Annotated in this window: 20 protein-coding genes; 15 read left to right on the forward strand and 5 right to left on the reverse strand. The window is 68.1% G+C overall.

Annotated elements, in window-relative coordinates; genetic code table 11:
* Positions 1-50: 50 nt before the first annotated feature.
* The 8 genes from ACW173_RS16225 (at position 51) to ACW173_RS16260 (ending at position 6,756) form a co-directional block, all read left to right on the forward strand.
* Positions 51-509: a VOC family protein gene (locus tag ACW173_RS16225; RefSeq protein ID WP_492081025.1), complete on the forward strand. Its 459-nt coding sequence runs from the start codon at positions 51-53 to the stop codon at positions 507-509.
* The gene (locus tag ACW173_RS16230) at positions 506-835 is read left to right on the forward strand and encodes an ArsR/SmtB family transcription factor (RefSeq protein ID WP_492081026.1); all 330 of its coding nucleotides are present in this window, start codon (positions 506-508) and stop codon (positions 833-835) included. Before ACW173_RS16225 ends, ACW173_RS16230 begins: the two co-directional genes overlap by 4 nt.
* Positions 832-1,329, forward strand: a complete 498-nt coding sequence (locus ACW173_RS16235; protein WP_492081027.1) for an SRPBCC domain-containing protein — start codon at positions 832-834, stop codon at positions 1,327-1,329. Before ACW173_RS16230 ends, ACW173_RS16235 begins: the two co-directional genes overlap by 4 nt.
* Complete coding sequence (locus ACW173_RS16240) at positions 1,326-2,576, forward strand: TCR/Tet family MFS transporter (protein ID WP_492081029.1); 1,251 nt, start codon at positions 1,326-1,328, stop codon at positions 2,574-2,576. The genes ACW173_RS16235 and ACW173_RS16240 overlap by 4 nt, the downstream gene beginning before the upstream one ends.
* A gap of 80 nt (positions 2,577-2,656) precedes the next feature.
* Complete coding sequence (locus ACW173_RS16245; RefSeq protein ID WP_492086002.1) at positions 2,657-4,072, forward strand: Do family serine endopeptidase; 1,416 nt, start codon at positions 2,657-2,659, stop codon at positions 4,070-4,072.
* A 33-nt stretch (positions 4,073-4,105) separates the two neighbouring features.
* Positions 4,106-5,407: a replication-associated recombination protein A gene (locus tag ACW173_RS16250; protein ID WP_492081030.1), complete on the forward strand. Its 1,302-nt coding sequence runs from the start codon at positions 4,106-4,108 to the stop codon at positions 5,405-5,407.
* Entirely contained in the window at positions 5,404-6,219 is an 816-nt protein-coding gene (locus tag ACW173_RS16255; RefSeq protein ID WP_492081031.1) for an RluA family pseudouridine synthase, read from the forward strand. The genes ACW173_RS16250 and ACW173_RS16255 overlap by 4 nt, the downstream gene beginning before the upstream one ends.
* Before the next feature lie 12 nt (positions 6,220-6,231).
* On the forward strand, positions 6,232-6,756 hold the full coding sequence (locus tag ACW173_RS16260; RefSeq protein WP_492081032.1) for a CC0125/CC1285 family lipoprotein: 525 nt from the start codon (positions 6,232-6,234) through the stop codon (positions 6,754-6,756).
* A gap of 15 nt (positions 6,757-6,771) precedes the next feature.
* Here ACW173_RS16260 and ACW173_RS16265 read toward each other — a convergent pair whose 3' ends face one another.
* A complete protein-coding gene (locus ACW173_RS16265) occupies positions 6,772-8,004 on the reverse strand; it encodes a hypothetical protein (protein WP_492081033.1) in 1,233 nt (410 codons plus the stop codon).
* A gap of 164 nt (positions 8,005-8,168) precedes the next feature.
* Between ACW173_RS16265 and crcB the strand changes: the two genes are divergently transcribed.
* Both crcB and ACW173_RS16275 read left to right on the forward strand, forming a co-directional pair.
* A complete protein-coding gene (crcB, locus tag ACW173_RS16270) occupies positions 8,169-8,552 on the forward strand; it encodes a fluoride efflux transporter CrcB (RefSeq protein WP_492081034.1) in 384 nt (127 codons plus the stop codon).
* A complete protein-coding gene (locus ACW173_RS16275) occupies positions 8,549-9,544 on the forward strand; it encodes an RluA family pseudouridine synthase (protein WP_492081035.1) in 996 nt (331 codons plus the stop codon). The genes crcB and ACW173_RS16275 overlap by 4 nt, the downstream gene beginning before the upstream one ends.
* Here the strand turns inward: ACW173_RS16275 and ACW173_RS16280 are convergent.
* Complete coding sequence (locus ACW173_RS16280; protein WP_492081036.1) at positions 9,541-10,803, reverse strand: DUF1501 domain-containing protein; 1,263 nt, start codon at positions 10,801-10,803, stop codon at positions 9,541-9,543. The two genes, ACW173_RS16275 and ACW173_RS16280, sit on opposite strands and share 4 nt — an antisense overlap.
* Positions 10,800-12,197, reverse strand: a complete 1,398-nt coding sequence (locus tag ACW173_RS16285; RefSeq protein ID WP_492086003.1) for a DUF1800 domain-containing protein — start codon at positions 12,195-12,197, stop codon at positions 10,800-10,802. Before ACW173_RS16285 ends, ACW173_RS16280 begins: the two co-directional genes overlap by 4 nt.
* Before the next feature lie 114 nt (positions 12,198-12,311).
* Between ACW173_RS16285 and ACW173_RS16290 the strand changes: the two genes are divergently transcribed.
* The 5 genes from ACW173_RS16290 (at position 12,312) to ACW173_RS16310 (ending at position 18,139) form a co-directional block, all read left to right on the forward strand.
* On the forward strand, positions 12,312-13,034 hold the full coding sequence (locus tag ACW173_RS16290; protein WP_492081037.1) for an ATP12 family chaperone protein: 723 nt from the start codon (positions 12,312-12,314) through the stop codon (positions 13,032-13,034).
* The gene (locus tag ACW173_RS16295; RefSeq protein WP_492081039.1) at positions 13,031-13,357 is read left to right on the forward strand and encodes a YnfA family protein; all 327 of its coding nucleotides are present in this window, start codon (positions 13,031-13,033) and stop codon (positions 13,355-13,357) included. Before ACW173_RS16290 ends, ACW173_RS16295 begins: the two co-directional genes overlap by 4 nt.
* Before the next feature lie 115 nt (positions 13,358-13,472).
* The gene (locus tag ACW173_RS16300; RefSeq protein WP_492081040.1) at positions 13,473-15,005 is read left to right on the forward strand and encodes an acyl-CoA carboxylase subunit beta; all 1,533 of its coding nucleotides are present in this window, start codon (positions 13,473-13,475) and stop codon (positions 15,003-15,005) included.
* A gap of 211 nt (positions 15,006-15,216) precedes the next feature.
* Entirely contained in the window at positions 15,217-16,926 is a 1,710-nt protein-coding gene (gene metG / locus ACW173_RS16305) for a methionine--tRNA ligase (RefSeq protein WP_492081041.1), read from the forward strand.
* A gap of 1 nt (position 16,927) precedes the next feature.
* Positions 16,928-18,139 (forward strand): MFS transporter, encoded by a 1,212-nt coding sequence (locus tag ACW173_RS16310; protein ID WP_492081042.1) that lies wholly within the window; start codon positions 16,928-16,930, stop codon positions 18,137-18,139.
* On the opposite strand, the gene cysN is transcribed toward ACW173_RS16310, so the two are convergent.
* Both cysN and cysD read right to left on the reverse strand, forming a co-directional pair.
* Positions 18,127-20,034: a sulfate adenylyltransferase subunit CysN gene (gene cysN / locus ACW173_RS16315; RefSeq protein WP_492081043.1), complete on the reverse strand. Its 1,908-nt coding sequence runs from the start codon at positions 20,032-20,034 to the stop codon at positions 18,127-18,129. The two genes, ACW173_RS16310 and cysN, sit on opposite strands and share 13 nt — an antisense overlap.
* Positions 20,034-21,014: a sulfate adenylyltransferase subunit CysD gene (gene cysD, locus ACW173_RS16320; RefSeq protein WP_492081044.1), complete on the reverse strand. Its 981-nt coding sequence runs from the start codon at positions 21,012-21,014 to the stop codon at positions 20,034-20,036. The genes cysN and cysD overlap by 1 nt, the downstream gene beginning before the upstream one ends.
* Positions 21,015-21,176 lie beyond the last annotated feature (162 nt).

The raw sequence follows: 21,176 nt of genomic DNA on the forward strand, positions 1-21,176 counted from the left end.
ATAGTTTCGATATGCGTTAAATATTGTCGTTCAATGGAAGGATCATCGCCATGTCCGACTCCCGCCCCGGCCTGGTCTCGGCCGTCGTCTATCGTGATCCCAAGGCCGCCATCGCCTTCCTGGAAAAGGCGTTCGGCTTCGACCTGTCCCTGCTGATCGAGGACGCCGAGGGCAATCTGGCCCACTCGCAGATGGAATATGCCGGCCACCGGATCATGATCGGCAACGAGTGGAGCGAGAACCACGCCAGCCCGGCCTCGTTGGGAGGCAGGAACACCCAGTCGGTCCACATCTACATCGCCGCCGATGTCGACGCCCATTGCGAGCGCGCCCAGGCGGCCGGAGCCGAGATCCTGGCGCCGCCGGAAACCCAGTTCTACGGCGCGCGCACCTATCGCTGCCGCGATCCCGAGGGGCACATCTGGACCGTCTCGGCCGATGTCGAGGTCGTCTCGACCGACGAGATGGAAAAGCGCAGCGGCCTGAAGATCGCGGTCGGGGCCGGATGAAAGAGGCCCTCGACCGCACTCTGGCGGCTCTGGCCGATCCGCACCGACGGCGGACGGTCGACCTGCTGCGCGAACGCCCGCGCCGGGCCGGGGAGCTGGCCGAGAGCCTGGGCCTGACGCCGCCAGCGATGAGCCGGCACCTGCGGGCCCTGCGCCAATCAGGACTCGTCGAGGAGAGCCATCCGCAGTTCGACGCCCGCGTTCGGGTCTACCGCCTGCGGCCCGAGCCGATGGCGCAGCTGAAGGCCTGGCTGGAAGCGGCCGAGGACCATTGGGTCGACCAGCTGTCGGCCTTGAAGGCGCATGTGGAGGCCAAGGACAAGTGAGTTCCAAAATCCTGGTCGCCCTGCGCATCGCCGCGTCGCCGGAGGTGGTGTTCGACGCCTTCACCGACGACATCGCCCTGTGGTGGCGGCCCAATAGCCTGTTTTCGTTCACCCCGCGCTCGCCGGGCGTGATGGCCTTCGAGGATCGCCGACTGGTCGAGCGCCTGGCCTCGGGCAAGGTGTTCGAGGTCGGCGAGGTCAGCGTCTGGGAGCGCGGCGCGCGACTGGTGTTCGGCTGGCGTCAGGCCAGTTTCGAACCCAGCATGGACACCGAGGTCGAGGTGCGCTTCGAACCGGTCGACGACGGCACGCGGGTCACCGTCGAACACCGCGGCTGGGACACCGTGCCGGCGCGGAACGTGGCCCGTCACACCTTCCCGAACGCGGTCTTCCTGCGGCGCCATGGCGAATGGTGGCGGGCACTGCTGGCGGGACTTGCGAGCCGGGCGAACACCGTCCAACTAGAGGCCGCCGGGGAGGGCGACGACCAATGAACCAACCGATCACGGGCGTCCGACGACAGGCCGCCTTGGGCTTCATCTTCGTCACCGCGACCATGGACGTCTTGTCCCTGGGGGTGATGATCCCCGTCCTGCCCAACCTGGTGAAGATGCTGGGCGGCGGCGACACCGCGGTGGCCGCCGACTGGAACGTCCTGTTCGCCACCGTCTGGGGCGTGATGCAATTCTTCTGCTCGCCGATCCTGGGATTGATGTCCGATCGCTGGGGCCGCCGGCCGGTGATCCTGACCTCGATCTTCGGTCTGGGCGTCGACTTCCTGTTCATGGCTTTCGCGCCCAGCCTGTGGTGGCTGTTCGTCGGCCGGATCTTCAACGGCATGACGGCGGCCAGCTTCTCGACCGCCTCGGCCTATGTCGCCGACGTGACCACGCCCGAGAACCGCGCCAAGGGCTTTGGCCTGATGGGCGCGGCGTTCGGCGTCGGCTTCACTTTCGGCCCGGCCCTGGGCGGGTGGCTGTGGCAGTTCGATCATCGCGCGCCGTTCCTGGTCTGCGCGGCCCTGGCCTTGCTGAACTGGCTGTACGGCTTCTTCGTCCTGCCCGAGTCCCTGCCGCCCGAGCGCCGTCAGCCGCGCTTCGACTGGAAGAAGGCCAATCCGGTCGGCTCGCTGCATCTGCTGCGGAAGCATCCGGGCCTGATGGGCCTGGCGGGTGTCGGTTTCCTGTTCCAGCTGGCCAGCAACGTCCTGCCCAGCGTCTTCGTGCTGTACATGGGCTTCCGCTACAATTGGTCGCCGGCCACCATCGGCCTGACCCTGATGGCCAGCGGCGTCTCCAGCATCATCGTCCAAGCGCTGATCGTCGGTCGAGTGGTCAAGGCGGTGGGCGAGCGTGGCGCGCTGTTGATCGGCCTGTTCTCGGGCTTCGCGGGTTTCATGGTCTATGCCCTGGCCCCCACGGGCTTCCTCTACCTGTGCGGCCTGCCGCTGTTCGCGCTGAGCGGGCTGATCCAGCCGGGCCTGCAAGGCCTGATGACCCGGCGCGTGATGCCCAACGAGCAGGGGCAGCTGCAAGGCGCCAATTCGGCGATGATGGGCATCGCCTCGATCATCGGCCCGCCGCTGTTCCTGCTGCCGTTCGCCTTCGCCATCCGTCACGACGCCACGCTGCATCTGCCCGGCCTGCCGGTGCTGATCGCGGCTGTGCTGATGCTGGCGGCGACCGTCCTGGGCTACGCCAAGGCCCATCCAGTGGCGACGGCGGAACCCCAGACCGCCTGAAGCCTTCACCGGAACGCCTTAGACTCGCCCGAAAGCTCGGCTGAAGTCGCGAGGAACGTTAGGAGCCCTACTTGAAGACCATGCTTCGCGCCCTGCTGCCCGTCGTCGTCCTACTGGCCGCCTGTTCCAACCCGACCGGCCAGAGCCAAGCTCAGGCCATCCCCGACATGCCGCAGCCGACCAAGCGCGTCCCCACCGACGCGGCCACGATGAAGCTGTCGTTCTCGCCGGTGGTGAAGAAGGCCGCTCCGGCCGTGGTCAATGTCGCCAGCCGTAGGGTGGTGCGCCAGCGCGTCGATCCGTTCTGGGACTTCTTCTCGGGCGGCGGCGCGCCGCGCGAGCAGGTGCAGGGCTCGCTGGGGTCGGGCGCGATCGTCCGCGCCGACGGGGTGATCATCACCAACCACCACAACATCGAAGGCATCGTCGAGGGCAAGGGCGACATCACCGTCCAGCTGGCCGACCGCCGTGAGTTCGCCGCCACCGTACTGCTGGACGACCCGCGCGCCGACCTCGCCGTGCTGAAGATCGACACCAAGGGCGAGAAGCTGCCGGTCATGGCGATCGACGACCAGGATCAGATCGAGGTCGGCGACCTGGTCCTGGCCATGGGCAATCCGTTCGGCGTCGGCCAGACCGTGACCAACGGCATCGTCTCCGCCCTGGCCCGCACCGATGTCGGGGCGGCGGACTTCGGCAGCTACATCCAGACCGACGCGGCCATCAATCCGGGCAATTCCGGCGGTCCGTTGGTCGACATGGATGGTGACCTGGTCGGCATCAACACCTTCATCATCTCGCGCTCGGGCTCCTCGTCCGGCGTCGGCTTCGCCATTCCCGCCGCCGTGGTCCGCCAGGTGGTGGGCGCGGCCCTGGGCGGCGCCCACAGCGTCGTGCGGCCCTGGCTGGGCGTGAAGGGCCAGCCGGTGACCGGCGACATCGCCCGCAGCCTGGGCATGACCGCGCCGCGTGGCGTGCTGGTCGCCCAGGTCTATCCCGGCTCGTCAGCCGACCGCGCTGGCCTGAAGGAAGGCGACGTCATCCTGGCGATCGACGGCCGGCCCGTGAACGACGAGGGCGGCGGCGCCTTCGCGATCGGGGCGCACAAGGTCGGCGACCGCGTGCCCATGCAGATCCAGCGCAACGACCGCGAGCAGACCATCACGGTCCGCGCCGAGGCCGCGCCCGAAACGCCGGCCCGCGACGAACGCGCCATTGCCGGCAACAACCCGTTCAACGGCGCCACGGTGCTGAACCTGTCGCCAGCGACGGCCCAGGACCTGGGCGTCGACCCGTTCGCGGGCAAGGGCGCGCTGGTGACCAAGATAGCCCCCGGCTACGCCCAGAACTGGATGCGCCCGGGTGACTTCGTCCGCGCGGTGAACGGCAAAACGATCAACACCGTCGCCGATCTTGTCACCGCCGCCGCGACCAAGCCGGCCCGCTGGAACGTCACCATCGAACGCGGCGGTCAGCTGATCCAGGCGCAGTTCTAGGACTTGCGGCCGGCGGCCTGCTAGAAGGGGATCATGTCCGATCTCTTTCAGGCCGCCGGCCTGACCCCTCACGCACCGGCCCCGCTGGCTGACCGCCTGCGGCCCCAGAGCCTCGACGAGGTGGTGGGCCAGCAGCATCTCCTGGGTCCCGAAGGTCCCATCGGCCGCATGGCCGCCGCCCATCGCCTGGCCTCGATGATCCTGTGGGGGCCCCCCGGCACCGGCAAGACCACCATCGCCCGCTTGCTGGCCAAGGCCGGCGGCTACGAGTTCCACCAGATCTCGGCGGTGTTCTCGGGCGTCGCGGACCTGAAGAAGGCCTTCGAGCAGGCCCGTGTCCGTCGCGCCGCCGGCCAGTCGACCTTGCTGTTCGTCGATGAGATCCACCGCTTCAACCGCGCCCAGCAGGACGGTTTCCTGCCGTTCGTGGAGGAGGGGATCGTCACCCTGGTGGGCGCGACAACCGAGAATCCCTCGTTCGAGCTGAACGGCGCTCTGCTGTCGCGCTGCCAGGTCTTCGTGCTCAAGCGCCTGGGCGAGGAGTCACTGGACCAACTGCTCCAACGCGCCGAGGTCGCCGAGAACCGGCCGCTGCCGATCGACACCGAGGCGCGCTCGACTCTGGTGGCCATGGCCGATGGCGATGGTCGTTACCTGCTGACCCTGGCCGAGACCCTGTTCTCGATCGGGACCGACAGCCCGCTGAACCCGACCCAGCTGGGCCAGTTCCTGCAGAAGCGCCGCCCGGCCTACGACAAGGATCGCGAGGAGCACTACAACCTCATCTCGGCCCTGCATAAGTCGGTGCGCGGCAGCGATCCGGACGCGGCGCTGTATTGGCTGGCGCGGATGCTGGAGGGCGGCGAGGACCCGCTGTTCATCGCCCGCCGCCTGGTGCGCATGGCGTCCGAGGACATCGGCGCGGCCGATCCGCTCAGCCTGTTGCTGACCACCGCCGCCAAGGACGCCTACGACTTCCTGGGATCGCCCGAAGGTGAGCTGGCCCTGGCCCAGGCCGTGGTCCACATGGCCAGCGCGCCCAAGTCGAACGCCGTCTACAACGCCTATAAGGCCGCCCGCCGCGCCGCCAAGGAAACCGGCAGCCTGATGCCGCCGTCCCACATCCTCAACGCCCCGACCAAGCTGATGAAGTCGCTGGGTTATGGCGACGGCTACGCCTACGACCACGATGTCGAGGGCGGGGTCTCGGGCCAGAACTACTTCCCGGACGGCATGGAACGCCGACGGTTCTACGAACCGAAACCGGTCGGCGCCGAGGCCAAGGCGCGCGAGCGCTTGGAAGCCTGGGGCAAGGTGCGTAAGGACGGCAAATGAGTAGTCCGAAATTCCGCCGTCTGCCCGGTATCGCCAAGCCCAAGGCCGTCGAGTGTCCGATCACCCTGACGCCCGACGAGATCGCGGCGGCTCAGTCCTGGGTGCTTTACGAGGACGAGGCGATCATCGTGTTGGACAAGCCCGCTGGCCTCTCCAGCCAGGGCGGACGGATCAAGGCGCACACGCTGGATGACCTGCTGTGGGCGTTCGCCAAGCCGGGCAAAGCGCGGCCGCGACTGATCCACCGCCTGGACCGTGACACGTCGGGTGTGATCCTGACGGCCAAGACCAAGCCGGGCGCGGCCTTCCTGGGCGAGGCCATGATGGCCAAGCGCTTCCGCAAGAGCTACCTGGCCATCGTCGCGCCAGGCGCGCCGGAGCCGAAGGGCGGCATGATCGACAGTCCGCTACGCCGCGAGTCGATCGGCCGCGAAGCCTATATGCGGGTCTGCGCGCCGGACCATCCGGATGCGGAGACCGCTCGCAGCCGCTATCGCACCCTGGCCAGCAACGGCGTGGCCGCCTTGGTCGAGCTGTCGCCGGACACCGGGCGCATGCACCAGCTGCGGGTTCACATGGCTTCCATCGGCCGGCCGCTGGCCGGCGACAGCCGTTATGGCGGGGCGCTGATGCTGGGCGGTGTGGCCGTGCCACGTCTGATGCTGCACGCCGCGCGCCTGACCTTCCCGCATCCGCTGGGCGGCGAGCGCAGGGTCACGGCCCCGCTTCCGTCGGATTTCAAGACCATGCTCGAGGCGTTGGACCTCGCGGTTCCGGAACAGCCAGGTTCCGAGACCGTTGATCAGGTCTGAAGAGGCAAGACGATGAAGATCGCCCCAAAACATATGATCAGACCGCTGATCGCCGCCGCTCTCTCGGGCCTACTCTTGGCCGCGTGCGCCACGGCTCCGACCGTCTATCGCGCCCAGGCCGGCGCGCCCAACGACGTCGGCTATTCCGAGTATCGCCTGGAAGCGGGCCGTTACCGCGTCACCTTCCAGGGCGGCCCCGGCGCGCCCGAGGCCCAGATCGCCGACTACGCCCTGCTGCGCGCGGCCGAGCTGGCCTTGCGCGACGGCTACGACTGGTTCCGGATCGCCGACCGCTCGACCACGTCCAGCGGCTATGATCGTGGACCCCGGATGTCGGTCGGCGGTGGTTCGGCCAGCTTCGGCCGCCGCTCCAGCGTCGGCGTGGGCCTCGGCACCAGCTTCAACCTGGGTCCGGGTCCGGCGTTCTCACGCTCGATCGAAGTGGTGTTCGGCAAGGGCGCGATCCCGAAGGACCGCGACGCCTATGACGCGCGGGACGTGGTCAAGAACGTTGGGTACGGCCGCCAGCGGACCTGAGGCCCGCGCGACGCCTTAAGCCGCGGCCTGCTTGGCCAGCGGATAGTTGGCGCGCAGCGAGGCGTGGGTCAGGCCCGCGGTTTCGGCGGCGGCGAAATAGCCTTCCTGCGGCAGGCCCTGCAGGATGGTCATCGGCGCCAGGCCGCGCGCGTCGCGACCGAAGGCCATTATGTCCATGGCGATCTTGCCCGCTTCGCCCGAGAGGTCGGAAGCGTCCAGGGTCAAGCCGGCCAGGCGGGCGTCGCGCAGCACGCGCAGAGCTTCCTTGTCGGGCGGCACGCGGGCGATGACTCCGCGGGTGAGGGCGCGCAGCAGGCCGACCACTTCCAGCAGACGACCGGCGGGCGTGCCGCGGGTGACGTCGACCAGCTCGATCATGACGCCGCCGCGCAGCAGGGCCAGCGACAGGCCGGCGGTGCCCGTGAGCAGGTCGCGGCCACGCTGGGTGCCCAGGGTGCGGAACGAAGCCGGCAGGATCAGTTCGGGCGTGTTCGGGCCTTGGGCCGAGCGGGCGAAGACGGCCGCGTATTTCAGCGTCGACTCGTCGATGAAGGCGACGTCGCGGTCCGACAGCTTGGTCAGGGCGCGGGCCGAGGCCTGACGGCCGCTGGCCAGGTGCGTCACCATCGGCTCGATGCGTACGGCGGTGGTGACGTTGCGGCGCAGGCTGACCACGTGTTCCAGCGTGAAGTCGACCCGCAGGGCCGCGCCGCCGGCGGTGGTGAAGGCCACGGGCGTGCGGCGGGATTCGTCGGCCGGGTCCACGGCCACGCGCACCGGCGAGCGGGCGCTGTCGCGCCGAGCGCGGGCGGCCAGGATGACGGTGGGGTCGATCGCCTTGCAGACGGCTTCGCCGTTCTCGAGGCCGATCACCGAGCGGATGCCCAGATCCATCGGCGAGGCGGCGCCCAGCAGGTGGACCAGCACGTCCTCGAGGATCTTTACGCTGGTCGCCTGGGCGGCCAGGCCCTGATCATTGTTCATGGCGATCAGGAATTCGCTGTCCGAGATGCGGGCGCGCATGTCCTGGCGATCCAGGTGCTCGTTCAGCTTCAGTTCGACATAGGTCCAGACGTCGCCGCGCTTCTGGCTCCACCACTCGCCAGCCCACTGGCGGATGGCCTTGATGCTGATGACGTTGACCGAGCCGCGCGCCACCAAGTCATTGCCCGTCAGGCGCTGAAGCACCGGGCCCGGCAAGGCCACGCGTTCGGTCGCGTCTGAAGGAGGTGGGGTGTCGAAGGGCATGGGTCTGGCGCTGTTTAAGACACGCCCAGAGTGCGTGTCTCGCGCTTAACCGTGGGTTTTGAAAAAGGGTTTACAACTGCGTTTACCCTGAAAGAAATCGGGGAAAAACAAGGGAACTCCGGTGGGTGCTTGGCGTTCACGTTCGCTCGGCGCATAAGGCCTTCATGAACAAGCTGCTCCTCGTGGCCGCCGGCGGAGCCGTCGGCTCGGTCGCGCGCTACCTGATCGGCGTCGGCGCCATGCGCGTCATGGGACCCGGCTGGCCGTACGGCACCTTCACCGTCAACGTCGCGGGCGGCTTCCTGATGGGATGCCTGGCCTCGTGGCTGGCCCATCGCGGCAGCGCGTCCAGCGAACAGTGGCGCGTGCTGCTGGGCGTGGGCGCGCTGGGCGGCTTCACGACCTTCTCGTCCTTCTCCCTGGAAACCGCGCTGATGATCCAGAAGCGCGCGTACGGCCAGGCTTTCTCCTATTCGGCCGCCAGCGTGCTTCTGAGCGTGGCGGCCCTGTTCGCGGGCCTTCTGGTCGCCCGCAAGGTTTTCGCATGAGCACCAAGGAAGTCCGCACCCTGTACGTCGACGCCGGCGAGGACGGGGTCCGCCTCGATCGCTGGTTCAAGCGTCGCTGGCCGCACCTGAACCATATCCAGCTGAACAAGCTGTTCCGCTCGGGCCAGGTCCGGGTCGACGGCTCGCGCGCCAAGGCCGACACCAAGCTGGCGGCGGGCAGCCAGATCCGCGTGCCGCCGCTGCCCGACGCGCCCGATCCGACCGACAAGAACAAGCTGTCGCCGCGCGACATCGCCTACGCCAAGTCGCTGGTGCTGTACGAGGACGAGGAAGTCCTGGCCTTGAACAAGCCCGCCGGCCTGGCCGTGCAGGGCGGCACCAAGACCACCAAGCACGTCGACAAGCTGCTCAGCGCCTGGGGCGAGGGCGTCGACCGTCCGCGTCTGGTTCACCGCCTGGACCGCGACACCTCGGGCGTGCTGCTGCTGGGTAAGACGCCCAGCGCCGCCGCGCGCCTGTCGGGCGCCTTCGCCAAGCGCAAGGCGCAGAAGACCTACTGGGCCATCGTCGCCGGCAACCCGCACCCCACCGAAGGCGTGATGGAGCTGCACCTGGCCAAGCGTGGGGTTGGCGATCGCGAACTGGTCGTGCCCGCTCAGCCCAAGGATCCGGACGCCCAGCCGGCCGAGACGGAGTTCGTCACCATCAGCCGCGCGGGTCCGCGCGTGACCTGGATGGCGCTGCGCCCGCACACCGGTCGTACGCACCAGCTGCGCGCTCACATGAAGGCCATGGGTCACCCGATCCTGGGCGATCCCAAGTACGGCGACGAGAAGTCCGCGCCGCTGTCGGAAGGGCTAAAGCTGCAGCTGCACGCGCGCTCGATCCTGCTGCCGCACCCGTCGGCGGGCATGCTGCACATCGAGGCGCCGCTGAGCCCCGAGATGAAGGAAGGCTTCCGCAAGTTCGGCTTCTCGGAAGACGAGGCCGATGCCGAGCCCTTCGCGCGCAGGCAGACCAAGCGGCGCTAGACCAGACCGGTCACCGGTTTCGCGGCCGCGCTGTCGGGGAACACCTTGTTCTCCAGGACCGCGCGGTCGACGCCGATGTGGTCGGCCAGCACGCCCTTGAACAGGCCGCGCATGTCGAGGGTCGGGGCGGTGTCGCGGTTCTCGAACAGGGCATTCTGCGCAAGACCCGGCCAGTCGCCGACGATGCCGCCGCGCTTGAGGGCGCCGCCCAGGATTAGGCCGGTCGAGGCCGTGCCGTGGTCGGTGCCGCCGGTGCCGTTGACGCGGGCGGTGCGGCCGAACTCGGTGACCACGACGACCACGGTGTTCTTCCACTCCGGCCCCAGGCCCTTGTGCAGGCCGTCCAGCACCGCGTCCATGTAGGACAGGCGGGTGGCGATCTGGCCCAACTGGCCGGCGTGGGTGTCGAAGCCGTCCAGCGAGATGGCGGCGATCTGCGGGCCGCCGGCCTGGGTCATGAAGCCGCCCAGGGTCGAGCCCAGCTTGCGCGCGGCCTCGCTGCCGGCCCGGTTCCGGCGGTCGTTGGCCATGGTCGGGGACATCGAGGCGGGCTGCATCATGCTGGGCGTCGAAGCGGCCATCTCGTTCATGGCTGGCGTGGCGGCCATTGCGGTCATGGCCTGCTGGGCCATGGTTTCGGTCTCCAGCCCGCGCGCGAAGGCCGGGCCCAGCATCGGATCGCCGCGATAGAGGTCCTGTAGCAGGGTCGGCAGGCGGGCAGTTTCGTCGACGCCCTTGCCAGGCGACCAGCTGGCCGCCTGGACCTTGCCGCGCAGGATCAGCGGCGCGGTGGTCCCGACCGACAGCCCCTCGACCTTACGGGCCGGGGCGAGCGCTTCCAGCGTGCGGTTCAGCCAGCCGGTCTCGGTCCCGTAGACATGGGCCGCGCCGGTCTCCAGCACATCCTGGGCCTCGAAGTGCGAGCGGGCGCGGTCTGGGCTGGCGATGGACGGGGCGATGCGAGCCTGGCCGGCTTGAGCCAAGGCATGGACGGCTTTCAGTTCCGGGTGCAGGCCGAAGGTCTCGTCCAGCTTCAGCACCTGGTCGGGCCGCAGGGCGATCGAGCCGCGCAGGGCCGCGTAGTTGCTGTCGCCCACCGGCGGCGAGACGGACAGGCCGTCCATGCCGCCCCGGCAGATGACGACGACCAGCTTCTTCTTGGCCAGGTCGCCCTCGGACGCCGCGAAGGCCTGGCTGCCGAGGAAGCTGACGGAGATGCCTAGGCCCAGTAGGGCGCGGCGGTTCATCTGAGCGGTCATCGGCGTTGGAACTCCGGGCTCATCACGAGAAGGGCGAAGGCTTCGCGGCGGGTCTCGGCCCGCGACACGGCCTTGGCGACGGGGGGCGTCAGGCGTTCGCCCAGCGCTGAAACGGCCAGGGCGTTGGGATCGGTGCGATCGGCGACGACGGCGGCGAAGCCCTGCGCCCACTGCATGCGCTTGATCAGGCCGTCGGGCGAGGCCCAGGTCTGGGCGTCCTCGGCCCAGCCCTTGGGGGAGGGGGCGGAGAAGGGCTTCTGGCCAAGACCGGTGAGGATCGGCGCCAGGCGTTCGATCGCCGACGGCTCGGCCCCGATCAGCCGCCAGGTCGACAGCGTGTACTCGTAGGGGGTCTTGAACTTGGCCGGCGTCGGGTCCCAGGCCTCGGGGCTTTCGACCAGGGCCTTGGCGACGGCCGCCAAGTCGCCGCCGGTGGCCATCCAGCGCTTCTCCAACTGGTCGGTCAGCGCCTTGGGCGGCGTGTCCGAGACGAAGTGGCGGGCGATCTTGCCACAGACGTGATGCGCGGTGCGCGGATCGGCGGACAGGTCCTTCAGCACCGCCAAGCCCTGCTTGATGTCCGCTTGGCTGTAGGGGCGGGCCAGGATCATGCGGGTCCCTGGTTCGTGGGCGTTGTCGCGGAATACGAACTGGCCGGCCCTGTCCTCCTGGTCGCGGCCGACCGAGAAACCGGTCAGGGCGCGGGCGAACTCCGTGACGTCACCCTGGGTGTAGCCCGCGTCGACCCCGACGGTGTGCAATTCCAGGATTTCGCGCGCCAGGTTCTCGTTCAGGCCGGCCTTGCCGTTGCGGCGGCGACCGACATAGCCGGCGGCCCGGCTGTTGGGGCCGATAGACTGGGTCTGGTCCAGATAGGTCAGCATGGCCGGATGGGTCGAGGACGCGACCAGCAGATCCTCGAACCGGCCAAAGACGTAGGGCCGGATCGCTTCGCGCTCGAACGGTCCGATCAGCACCGAGGTGATTTGCTTGGTCGCCGAGACCGTGAAGTGATTGGCCCAAAACAGCACCCAGCGCTCGCGGAAGCTGGCCGGGGTGCTGGCGCCGAGCTGGGCGCGGGCCAGGAAGTCGGCGCCGACCTTTTCGCGCAGTTCGCGTTGAGCGTCCTTGAAGGTCATTGCTCTGTCGGAGGGGGCGTTGGCGGCGGGCCCGGGCTGGTCGTCCTTTCGCTGGCGCTCCATCCTGCGCTGCTGCTGGTAGTCGCGCATCTGCTCGAAGCGGACCGAGGCGCTTTCGCCGCCGTCCTTCGGGATGTCGGCGCCGTCGCGGCGGATCTGGGCGGTGAGGAAACCCCGCGGGTCGGCCTTGGCCGCCTCGATCTCGCCGGGGCGGGCGCCCAGGCCGAAACGAGTGACGGCGATGGCGGCCATCATGTCCTTGGACGGTAAGCTCAAGCGGTGCTCTCCCTTGCGCTAACACGCGATCTTGCTCATTCAACGCGAGCCCTGGCGCGTTCCGTCGCCAGGCCGCCAAAAAGAGTTCTCACCGTGTCCGACAAGTCCGAGCTGCTGCTGAAACCCAAGCGCTTCTACAAGGCCGCCGCCGCCGCCCCCGTGGACGGCGGCTACGCGATCCAGCTGGACGGCCGCACGCCCAAGTCGCCAGCTCGCAAACCCCTGGTCGCGCCGACCAAGGCCCTCGCCGACATCATCGTCGCCGAGTGGGAAGCGCAGGTCGAATATATCGACAACAGCCTGATGCCGGCCACGCGCCTGGCCTTCACGGCCATCGACCGCATCGCCGAGAACCGCGCCGAGATGGCCCGCGAGATCACCGCCTACGCGGCGTCGGATCACCTGTGCTACCGCGCCGAACACCCGACGCCGCTGGTCGAGCGCCAGGACCGCGAGTGGGGCGCGATCCTCGACTGGGCCAAGGCCGAGTTCGGCCTGGTCTTCATCCCGGTGGCCGGGATCATCCATCAGTCCCAGCCGCCGGCCACCCTGGCGGCGGTCGAGGCCCTGGCCCTGACCCTGGACGACTTCGCCCTGGCCGGCTTGGCCTTCGCTTCGGGCCTCTATGGCTCGACGGTGCTGGCCCTGGCCGTGCGCGCCGGCCGCCTGACTGGCCGCAAGGCGCTGGACCTGTCGCGCTTGGAAGAGGTGTTCCAGGCCGAGCAATGGGGCGAGGACGCGGAAGCCACGGCTCGCGCCGCGTTCCTGGCCGTCGAGGCCGAGATGATCGACCGCTGGTTCGCGGCGCTGCGTTGAGATCGTTCGCGATCTACGTCCTGGCGGCGCTGGCCGAGATCGGCGGCTGCTTCGCCTTCTGGGCCTGGCTGCGAATGGGCAAGACGCCTTGGTGGGCCGGGGCGGGGACGCTGTCGCTGATCGTCTTTGCTTTGCTGCTGACGCGGATCGACGCCAGCGTCGCCGGCCGCGCCTTCGCCGCCTATGGCGGGGTCTATATCGTCGCCTCGATCGCCTGGATGCGGCTGGTCGAGAACGCCCGGCCCGACCGCTGGGACCTGATCGGCGGCGCGGTTTGCCTGGCCGGCGCGGCGATCATCCTGTTCGGTCCACGGACAAGCTGAACGCTTGCCGCGCTGCCGCAAGGTCCGTCTTGCCTAGCTGCTCTGGCGTCGCTAGGGCTGGCTCCATAAGGTGGTCGAACCGCCAGAAGAACGATCCGGGCAGGGGAGTACGCGCGTGCAGCACATTCTCGAGGAACTCGACCATCGTCGCGAGCAGGCCAAGGCTGGCGGCGGCGAGGCGCGGGTCGCGGCCCAGCACGCCAAGGGCAAGCTGACCGCCCGCGAGCGCATCGACCTGCTGCTGGACGAGGGCTCGTTCGAGGAGTTCGACATGTTCGTCGAGCACCGCTGCGCCGACTTCGGCATGGAGAACCAGAAGATCCCCGGCGACGGCGTCGTCACCGGCTGGGGCACGATCAACGGCAAGGTCGTCTACGTGTTCTCCAAGGATTTCACGGTGTTCGGCGGCAGCCTGTCGAACGCCCACGCCCAGAAGATCATCAAGGTCCAGCGCCAGGCGATGAAGGTCGGGGCGCCGATCATCGGCCTGTTCGACGCGGGCGGCGCGCGCATCCAGGAGGGCGTCGACAGCCTGGCCGGCTATGCCGACATCTTCCTCGAGAACACCCTGGCCAGCGGCGTCATCCCGCAGATCAGCGTGATCATGGGCCCCTGCGCCGGCGGCGACGTCTACAGCCCCGCGATCACCGACTTCATCTTCATGGTCAAGGACACGAGCTACATGTTCGTGACCGGCCCGGACGTCGTGAAGACCGTCACCAACGAGGTCGTCACCGCCGAGGAACTGGGCGGGGCCCGGGTCCACGCGGCCAAGTCCGGCGTGGCGGAAGGGGCGTTCGAGAACGACCTGGAGGCCCTCACCCAGGTGCGCCGCCTGGTCGACTTCCTGCCCTCGTCCAACCGTGAGCCCGCGCCGGAGCGCGAGAGCTTCGACGAGCCCTATCGCGACGAGGCCAGCCTGGACACCCTGATCCCGGCCGACGCCACCAAACCCTACGACATGAAGGAACTGATCCTGAAGATGGTCGACGAGGCCGACTTCTTCGAAATCTCCAGCGAGTGGGCCAAGAACATCGTCTGCGGCTTCGCCCGCATGGACGGCGAGACGGTGGGCATCGTCGCCAACCAGCCGCAGGTGCTGGCCGGGGTGCTGGACATCGACAGCAGCCGCAAGGCCGCGCGGTTCGTGCGCTTCTGCGACGCCTTCAACATCCCGATCATCACCCTGGTCGACGTCCCGGGCTTCATGCCGGGGACCAAGCAGGAGTACGGCGGCCTGATCAAGCACGGCGCCAAGCTCTTGTTCGCCTATGCCGAGGCCACGGTTCCCAAGATCACGGTCATCACCCGCAAGGCCTATGGCGGCGCCTATGACGTGATGAGCTCCAAGCATCTGCGCGGAGACCTAAACTACGCCTGGCCGACCGCCGAGATCGCGGTGATGGGCGCCAAGGGGGCGGTCGAGATCATCTTCCGCCAGGAGGCCAAGGACCCCGAGGCCCTGGCCATCCGCGAGGCCGAGTACAAGGACCGCTTCGCCAACCCCTTCGTCGCCGCCCAGCGCGGCTATGTCGACGACGTAATCATGCCGCACGGCACGCGCCGCCGGATCGTGCGGGGCTTGAAGAGCCTGAAGGGGAAAGAACTGTCCAACCCCTGGAAGAAGCACGACAATATTCCGCTCTAAGAGCTCAATTGCCCCCACCTGACCTCGCTTTACGAGGTCGTCCGCCCCCGGAGGGGGCGGAAGGTGCGCGTCGAATCCTTCTTCCCCCTCCGGGGGAGGAGCGCGTCAGCGCGGAGGGGGCAAGTGAGCAAGCCACCCAAACCTTTCCCTTCCGGCTCGACCCTTCTATATGCGGACGCTCTCTAGCGTTCCCCCGAAAGGCCGCGCCCGCATGGCTCGCATCCTGATCACCTCCGCCCTGCCGTACATCAACGGCATCAAGCACCTGGGCAATCTGGCGGGGTCGATGCTGCCGGCGGACGTCTATGCGCGCTTCAAGCGGGCCCAGGGCCACGAGACGCTGTACATCTGCGCCACCGACGAGCACGGAACTCCGGCCGAGCTGGCCGCCAGCGCCGCGGGCCAGGACGTCGCCACCTACTGCGCCGAGCAGCACGTGCTGCAGCACGACGTCGGCCGCGCCTTCGGCCTGTCGTGGGACCATTTCGGCCGCTCGTCATCGCCGCAGAACCATCGCCTGACCCAGCACTTCTGCCAGGCCCTGGAAGACCACGGCCTGATCGAGGAACGCGTCGACCAGATGGTCTATTCGGTCGACGACAAGCGCTTCCTGCCCGACCGCTACGTTGAGGGCACCTGCCCGCACTGCGGCTTCGAGAAGGCGCGCGGCGACCAGTGCGACAACTGCGGCAACCTGCTGGATCCGACCGACCTGAAGGATCCATACTCGGTGATCTCGGGCTCGCGGAACATCGAGGTGCGCGACACCCGTCACCTCTATCTGTTGCAGACCAAGATGCAGGACAAGATCCGCGCCTGGGTCGACAGCCACGCCGAGTGGCCGCAGCTGGCCCGCTCGATCGCCTACAAGCACCTGGACGAAGGGCTGATCGATCGCGGCATCACGCGCGACCTGGCCTGGGGCATCCCCGTGGCCAAGGACGGCCTGCCGCGCCCGGGCTTCGAGGACAAGGTCTTCTACGTCTGGTTCGACGCGCCGATCGAGTATATCGCCGCGACCCAGGAGTGGGCCGAGGGCTCGCCCGACCGTGACTGGAAGCGCTGGTGGCGCACCGACGCGGGCGCGGAAGACGTCCGCTACGTCCAGTTCATGGGCAAGGACAATGTCGCGTTCCACACCGTCAGCTTCCCGGCCACCATCCTCGGTTCGGAAGAGCCGTGGAAGAGCGTCGACATGCTCAAGGCCTTCAACTGGCTGAACTGGTACGGCGGCAAGTTCTCGACCTCGAACAAGCGTGGCGTCTTCATGGACGCGGCGCTGGAGATCCTGCCGCCCGACCTGTGGCGCTGGTACCTGACGGCCAATTCGCCCGAGAGCAGCGACACGGCCTTCACCTGGGAGCAGTTCGCCAGCGCGGTGAACCGCGACCTGGCCGACGTGCTGGGCAACTTCGTCAACCGCATCCTGAAGTTCAACGAGAGCAAGTTCGAGGGCGTCGTGCCCGAGGGCGGCGAACCGGGGCCGCTGGAAGAGAAGCTGTTCGCCGACGTCTCGGCGCGCCTGGCCGATCTGGCCGAACAGATGGACGCCATCGAGATCCGCAAGAGCGCCCAGGCGCTGCGAGCCCTGTGGGTGGTCGGCAACGAGTACCTGCAGGAGGCCGCGCCGTGGACCGCGATCAAGACCGATCGCGACCGCGCCGCCGTCATCGTCCGCACGGCGCTGAACCTGGTGGCGCTGTACGCCAAGATCTCGGCCCCGTTCATCCCGTTCGCGGCCGAGACGATCGGCGACGCATTCGGCCTGGAATTCCCGGCGCAATGGCCGTCGAGCGACGCCAAGGCCGAACTCTCCAAGCTGGCCGTCGGCACGAAGGTGACCGTGCCGGACGTCCTGTTCAAGAAGATCGAGGACGAGCAGATCGCCGAATGGACGGCCCGCTTCGGCGGCGCGGAGTAAGGTGGAGGCGGGGGCCGACAAGTCGGAAGACACCCTTCCAAGTGGGGGGCTCCCGACCCTCGTTCGCCTCTGCCTGTTCTACGCCGCGATCTATCTGAGCTCGGGCGTCAGCCTGCCGTATATCGGCACCTATCTGCGCTCGCGCGGCATGAGTGGTGGCGAAATCGGCCTGATCCTGGCCGTGCCGCTGTTGCTCAAGCCCTTCACCGGCGCCTCGCTGGCGGTGTGGGCCGACGGCTTCACCCTGCGGCGCACGCCGATGGTGCTGCTGCTGGTCGGCGCGGGGCTGGGTTATGCGGGCCTGCTGGCCGCTCCGAACCTGTGGTGGTTCATCCTGGCCTGGTTCATCGGCCAGACCTTGCTGTCGACCGTCTCGCCGCTGATCGACGTGATCACCCTGCGCCGGGCGCGGCTCGAGAACTTCAACTACGGGGTCCCGCGCGGCACCGGCTCTTCCGCCTTCATCGCCGCCAACCTGGCCATGGGCGCGATCCTGACCTTCGCCGCGCCCACGATCATCGCCATCTGGATCGCCGTGGCCTGCTTTGTCGGCGCCGTGGCGGCGGCCCTGGCCGTGCCGCCCGAGCGGGTCCACGCGGAGGGGGCCAAGCCTGATCGATCGGAACGCTGGAAGGGGCTGGGAGACCTGTTGCGCAACCGCACTTTCGTGCTGGCGGTGGTCACGGCTGGGCTGATCCAGGGCGCGCACGCCTTTTACTATGGCTTCTCGGCCATCCTCTGGCGCAAGCAGGGGATTTCCGAGCCGATGATCGGCATCCTGTGGGGCGTGGGCGTCGCGGCCGAGGTCGGCTTCATGTGGTTCCTGGAGCCGCTGCGCCGCCGCTGGGGTCCGGAGCGGTTCCTGATCCTGGGCGCGAGCGCCGCCGTTATCCGCTGGAGCTGCTACGCGTTCGAGCCGCCGCTGTGGGCGCTTTTCCCGTTGCAGATGCTGCACGCCATGACCTTCGCAGCGTCGTTCCTGGCCTCGCTGCGCCTGATCGAGAAACTGGCCCCGCCAGCCGCCGCCTCGCCGGCCCAGGCGATCAACTCGGCGCTGTCGTCGGGCTTCACGCTGGGCGTCGCGACCCTGGCCTCTGGTCCGCTGTTCGACGCCCTTGGCGCGAAGGGCTACCTGGCCACCGCCTTCATGGCCGCACTGGGGCTGATCGGCGCTATCACGCTCTCGCGCCGATCCCGCCATCAGATCGTGTAGTCGATCTCCCGGCCCTCGAGCCAAGCCACGATCCGTTCCGCCGCTTCGACGGGATCGATCGTGGTGGTGTCGATGCGCAGTTCGGCCGCTTCGGGCGCCTCATAGGGGCTGTCGACCCCGGTGAAGTTCTTCAACTGGCCCGAACGCGCCTTCTTGTAGAGGCCCTTCACGTCTCGCGCCTCGGCCACGGTCAGGGGCGTGTCGACGAAGACCTCGATGAACTCCCCCGGCTCCAGCAGGTCGCGCGCCAACTGGCGCTCGGCCCGGAACGGCGAGATGAAGGCGGTCAGCACGATCAGGCCGGCGTCGACCATCAGCTTGGCGACCTCGGCCACCCGGCGGATGTTCTCGACGCGATCCTCCTCGGTGAAGCCGAGGTCCTTGTTCAGCCCGTGGCGGACATTGTCGCCATCCAGCAGATAGGTGTGGCGGCCGAGCGCGTGCAGGCGCCTTTCGACCAGGTTGGCGATGGTCGACTTGCCCGCGCCCGACAGGCCCGTCAGCCAGACGACCTGGCCGCGCTGGGCCTTCAGCGCCGAACGCGACGACTTCGTCACGTCGGTGTGCTGCCAGTGGATGTTGTCGGCCCGGCGCAGAGCGAAGTTGATCATCCCCGCGCCGACCGTGCGGTTGGACAGGCGGTCGACCAGGATGAAGCCGCCCATCTGGCGATTGTCGGCATAGGCCTCGAACGGGATGGCCTGGTCGAGCGAGAGGTTGCAGATCCCGATCTCGTTCAGCTCCAGCCGCTTGGCGGCCGTATGCTCCAGGGTGTTGACGTTCACCCGGTGCTTGATGTCGGTGACACTGGCGCTGACCGTCCGCGCGCCCAGCTTCAGCAGATAGGTGCGGCCGGGGGGCAGGGGCTCGTCGTCCATCCAGACGATGGTGGCCTCGAACTGGTTGGCGACCGGCGCGGGCGCGTCGGCCGATGCGATGACGTCGCCGCGCGAGATGTCGATCTCGTCTTCCAGGGTGAGGGTCACGGACTGACCGGCGACGGCCTGATCGAGATCGCCCGGCAGGGTGACGATGCGGGCCACGCGGCTCTCGCGACCCGAGGGCAGGGCGCGGATGCGATCGCCCGGCTTGATGGTCCCCGAGGCGACCAGACCCGAGAAGCCCCGGAAGTCCAGGTTCGGGCGGTTGACCCATTGGACCGGCATGCGGAAAGGCTTGGCCTGCAGGTCGTCCTCGACCTCGACGCCCTCCAACCAGTCCATCAGGATCGGGCCGTCGAACCAGGGCGTATGCTCGCTGCGCGTGGCCATGTTGTCGCCGCCCAGGCCCGAGATCGGGATCGGCGTGAAGACCGTCAGGCCGATCTGGTCGGCGAAGGCGCGATAGTCGGCGACGATGCGGTCGAACACCGCCTGGTCCCAGCCAACCAGGTCCATCTTGTTCACCGCCAGCACGACGTGGCGGATGCCGAGCAGGGAGACGAGATAGCTGTGGCGGCGCGTCTGGGTCAGCACGCCCTTGCGGGCGTCGATCAGGATCACGGCCGCGTCGGCGGTCGAGGCGCCGGTGACCATGTTGCGAGTGTACTGCTCGTGGCCAGGCGTGTCGGCGACGATGAACTTGCGCTTCTCGGTCGAGAAGAAGCGGTAGGCGACGTCGATGGTGATGCCTTGTTCACGTTCGGCGGCCAGGCCGTCGACCAGCAGGGCGAAATCGATCGCCCCGCCTTGCGTGCCAACCTTCTTGCTATCGGCTTCGAGGGCCGCCAGCTGGTCCTCGAAGATCATCTTGCTGTCGTACAGCAGGCGACCGATCAGAGTGGACTTGCCGTCGTCGACGCTGCCGCAGGTGATGAAACGTAGCAGCGACTTGTGCTGGTGCTGGTGCAGATAGGCTTCGATGTCCTGAGCGATCAGGGCGGACTGGTGCGCCATCAGAAATAGCCTTCCTGCTTCTTCTTCTCCATCGAGGCGGACTGGTCATGGTCGATGACCCGGCCCTGGCGCTCCGACGTCGTGGTCAGCAGCATCTCCTGGATGACCTGGGGAAGGGTGGAGGCCGTGCTCTCGACCGCGCCGGTCAGCGGGTAGCAGCCCAGGGTGCGGAAGCGTACGCTCTTGATCCGCGGGACTTCGCCGTCACGCAGGCGGAAGCGGTCGTCGTCGACCATGATCAGCGCGCCGTCGCGCTCGACCACCGGCCGCTCGGCCGCGAAATACAGCGGCACGATCGGGATGTTCTCCAGATGGATGTACTGCCAGACGTCCAGCTCGGTCCAATTGGAGATCGGGAAGACGCGCAGGCTTTCGCCCGGATGCTTGCGGGTATTGTAGAGATTCCACAGCTCTGGACGCTGGTTCTTCGGGTCCCAGCGGTGCTCGGACGAGCGGAACGAGAAGACCCGCTCCTTGGCCCGGCTCTTTTCCTCGTCGCGCCGCGCGCCGCCGAAGGCCGCGTCGAAGCCGTACTTCGACAGGGCCTGCTTGAGCCCTTCCGTCTTCCAGAGGTCGGTGTGCAGGGCGCTGCCGTGGTCGAACGGATTGATGCCGCGCGCCTCGGCGTCGGGATTCTTATGGACGATCAGGTCGAAGCCCAGCTCGGACGCCACCTTGTCGCGCAGGGCGTACATGTCCCGGAACTTCCAGGTCGTGTCGACGTGCAGCAGCGGGAAGGGCGGCTTGCTAGGATAAAAGGCCTTGGCGGCCAGGTGCAGCATCACCGCGCTGTCCTTGCCGATCGAATACAGCATGACCGGGCGTTCGCACTCGGCCGCCACCTCGCGCAGGATGTGGATACTCTCGGCCTCGAGGCGCTGAAGGTGCGTCAGGCGGGCTGGCGAGATCGCAGCCTTCTTGAGATCTGGCGTCATCGGTTCCGGCGGGTACGCGGCGGGTGCGAATTGGGTAAGGGCCAAGGCGAAGATCCGCAAAGGGAAAATGTCCGCCCCCCTCTCGTCGAGAAGGGCGCCGAATGTAGGTTGGGACCTAGGCCCGACCGTGTTCGGGGACAACCGCCGGAAATCTGGGGGCGCTGTCAGTAGCCTTGGCGCCACGCTCCGCAAGCTTCGGCTTTCATG

The sequence above is a fragment of the Caulobacter sp. ALps2 genome (assembly GCF_058681635.1).

Excerpts from the sequence above, each read along its gene's own strand:
- ACW173_RS16225 (WP_492081025.1), top strand. The coding sequence starts at position 51 with ATGTCCGACTCCCGCCCCGGCCTGGTCTCGGCCGTCGTCTATCGTGAT.
- ACW173_RS16230 (WP_492081026.1), top strand. The coding sequence starts at position 506 with ATGAAAGAGGCCCTCGACCGCACTCTGGCGGCTCTGGCCGATCCGCAC.
- ACW173_RS16240 (WP_492081029.1), top strand. The coding sequence starts at position 1,326 with ATGAACCAACCGATCACGGGCGTCCGACGACAGGCCGCCTTGGGCTTC.
- ACW173_RS16245 (WP_492086002.1), top strand. The coding sequence starts at position 2,657 with ATGCTTCGCGCCCTGCTGCCCGTCGTCGTCCTACTGGCCGCCTGTTCC.
- ACW173_RS16250 (WP_492081030.1), top strand. The coding sequence starts at position 4,106 with ATGTCCGATCTCTTTCAGGCCGCCGGCCTGACCCCTCACGCACCGGCC.
- ACW173_RS16255 (WP_492081031.1), top strand. The coding sequence starts at position 5,404 with ATGAGTAGTCCGAAATTCCGCCGTCTGCCCGGTATCGCCAAGCCCAAG.
- ACW173_RS16260 (WP_492081032.1), top strand. The coding sequence starts at position 6,232 with ATGAAGATCGCCCCAAAACATATGATCAGACCGCTGATCGCCGCCGCT.
- ACW173_RS16265 (WP_492081033.1), bottom strand. The coding sequence starts at position 8,004 with ATGCCCTTCGACACCCCACCTCCTTCAGACGCGACCGAACGCGTGGCC.
- crcB (WP_492081034.1), top strand. The coding sequence starts at position 8,169 with ATGAACAAGCTGCTCCTCGTGGCCGCCGGCGGAGCCGTCGGCTCGGTC.
- ACW173_RS16275 (WP_492081035.1), top strand. The coding sequence starts at position 8,549 with ATGAGCACCAAGGAAGTCCGCACCCTGTACGTCGACGCCGGCGAGGAC.
- ACW173_RS16280 (WP_492081036.1), bottom strand. The coding sequence starts at position 10,803 with ATGACCGCTCAGATGAACCGCCGCGCCCTACTGGGCCTAGGCATCTCC.
- ACW173_RS16285 (WP_492086003.1), bottom strand. The coding sequence starts at position 12,197 with ATGATGGCCGCCATCGCCGTCACTCGTTTCGGCCTGGGCGCCCGCCCC.
- metG (WP_492081041.1), top strand. The coding sequence starts at position 15,217 with ATGGCTCGCATCCTGATCACCTCCGCCCTGCCGTACATCAACGGCATC.
- cysN (WP_492081043.1), bottom strand. The coding sequence starts at position 20,034 with ATGGCGCACCAGTCCGCCCTGATCGCTCAGGACATCGAAGCCTATCTG.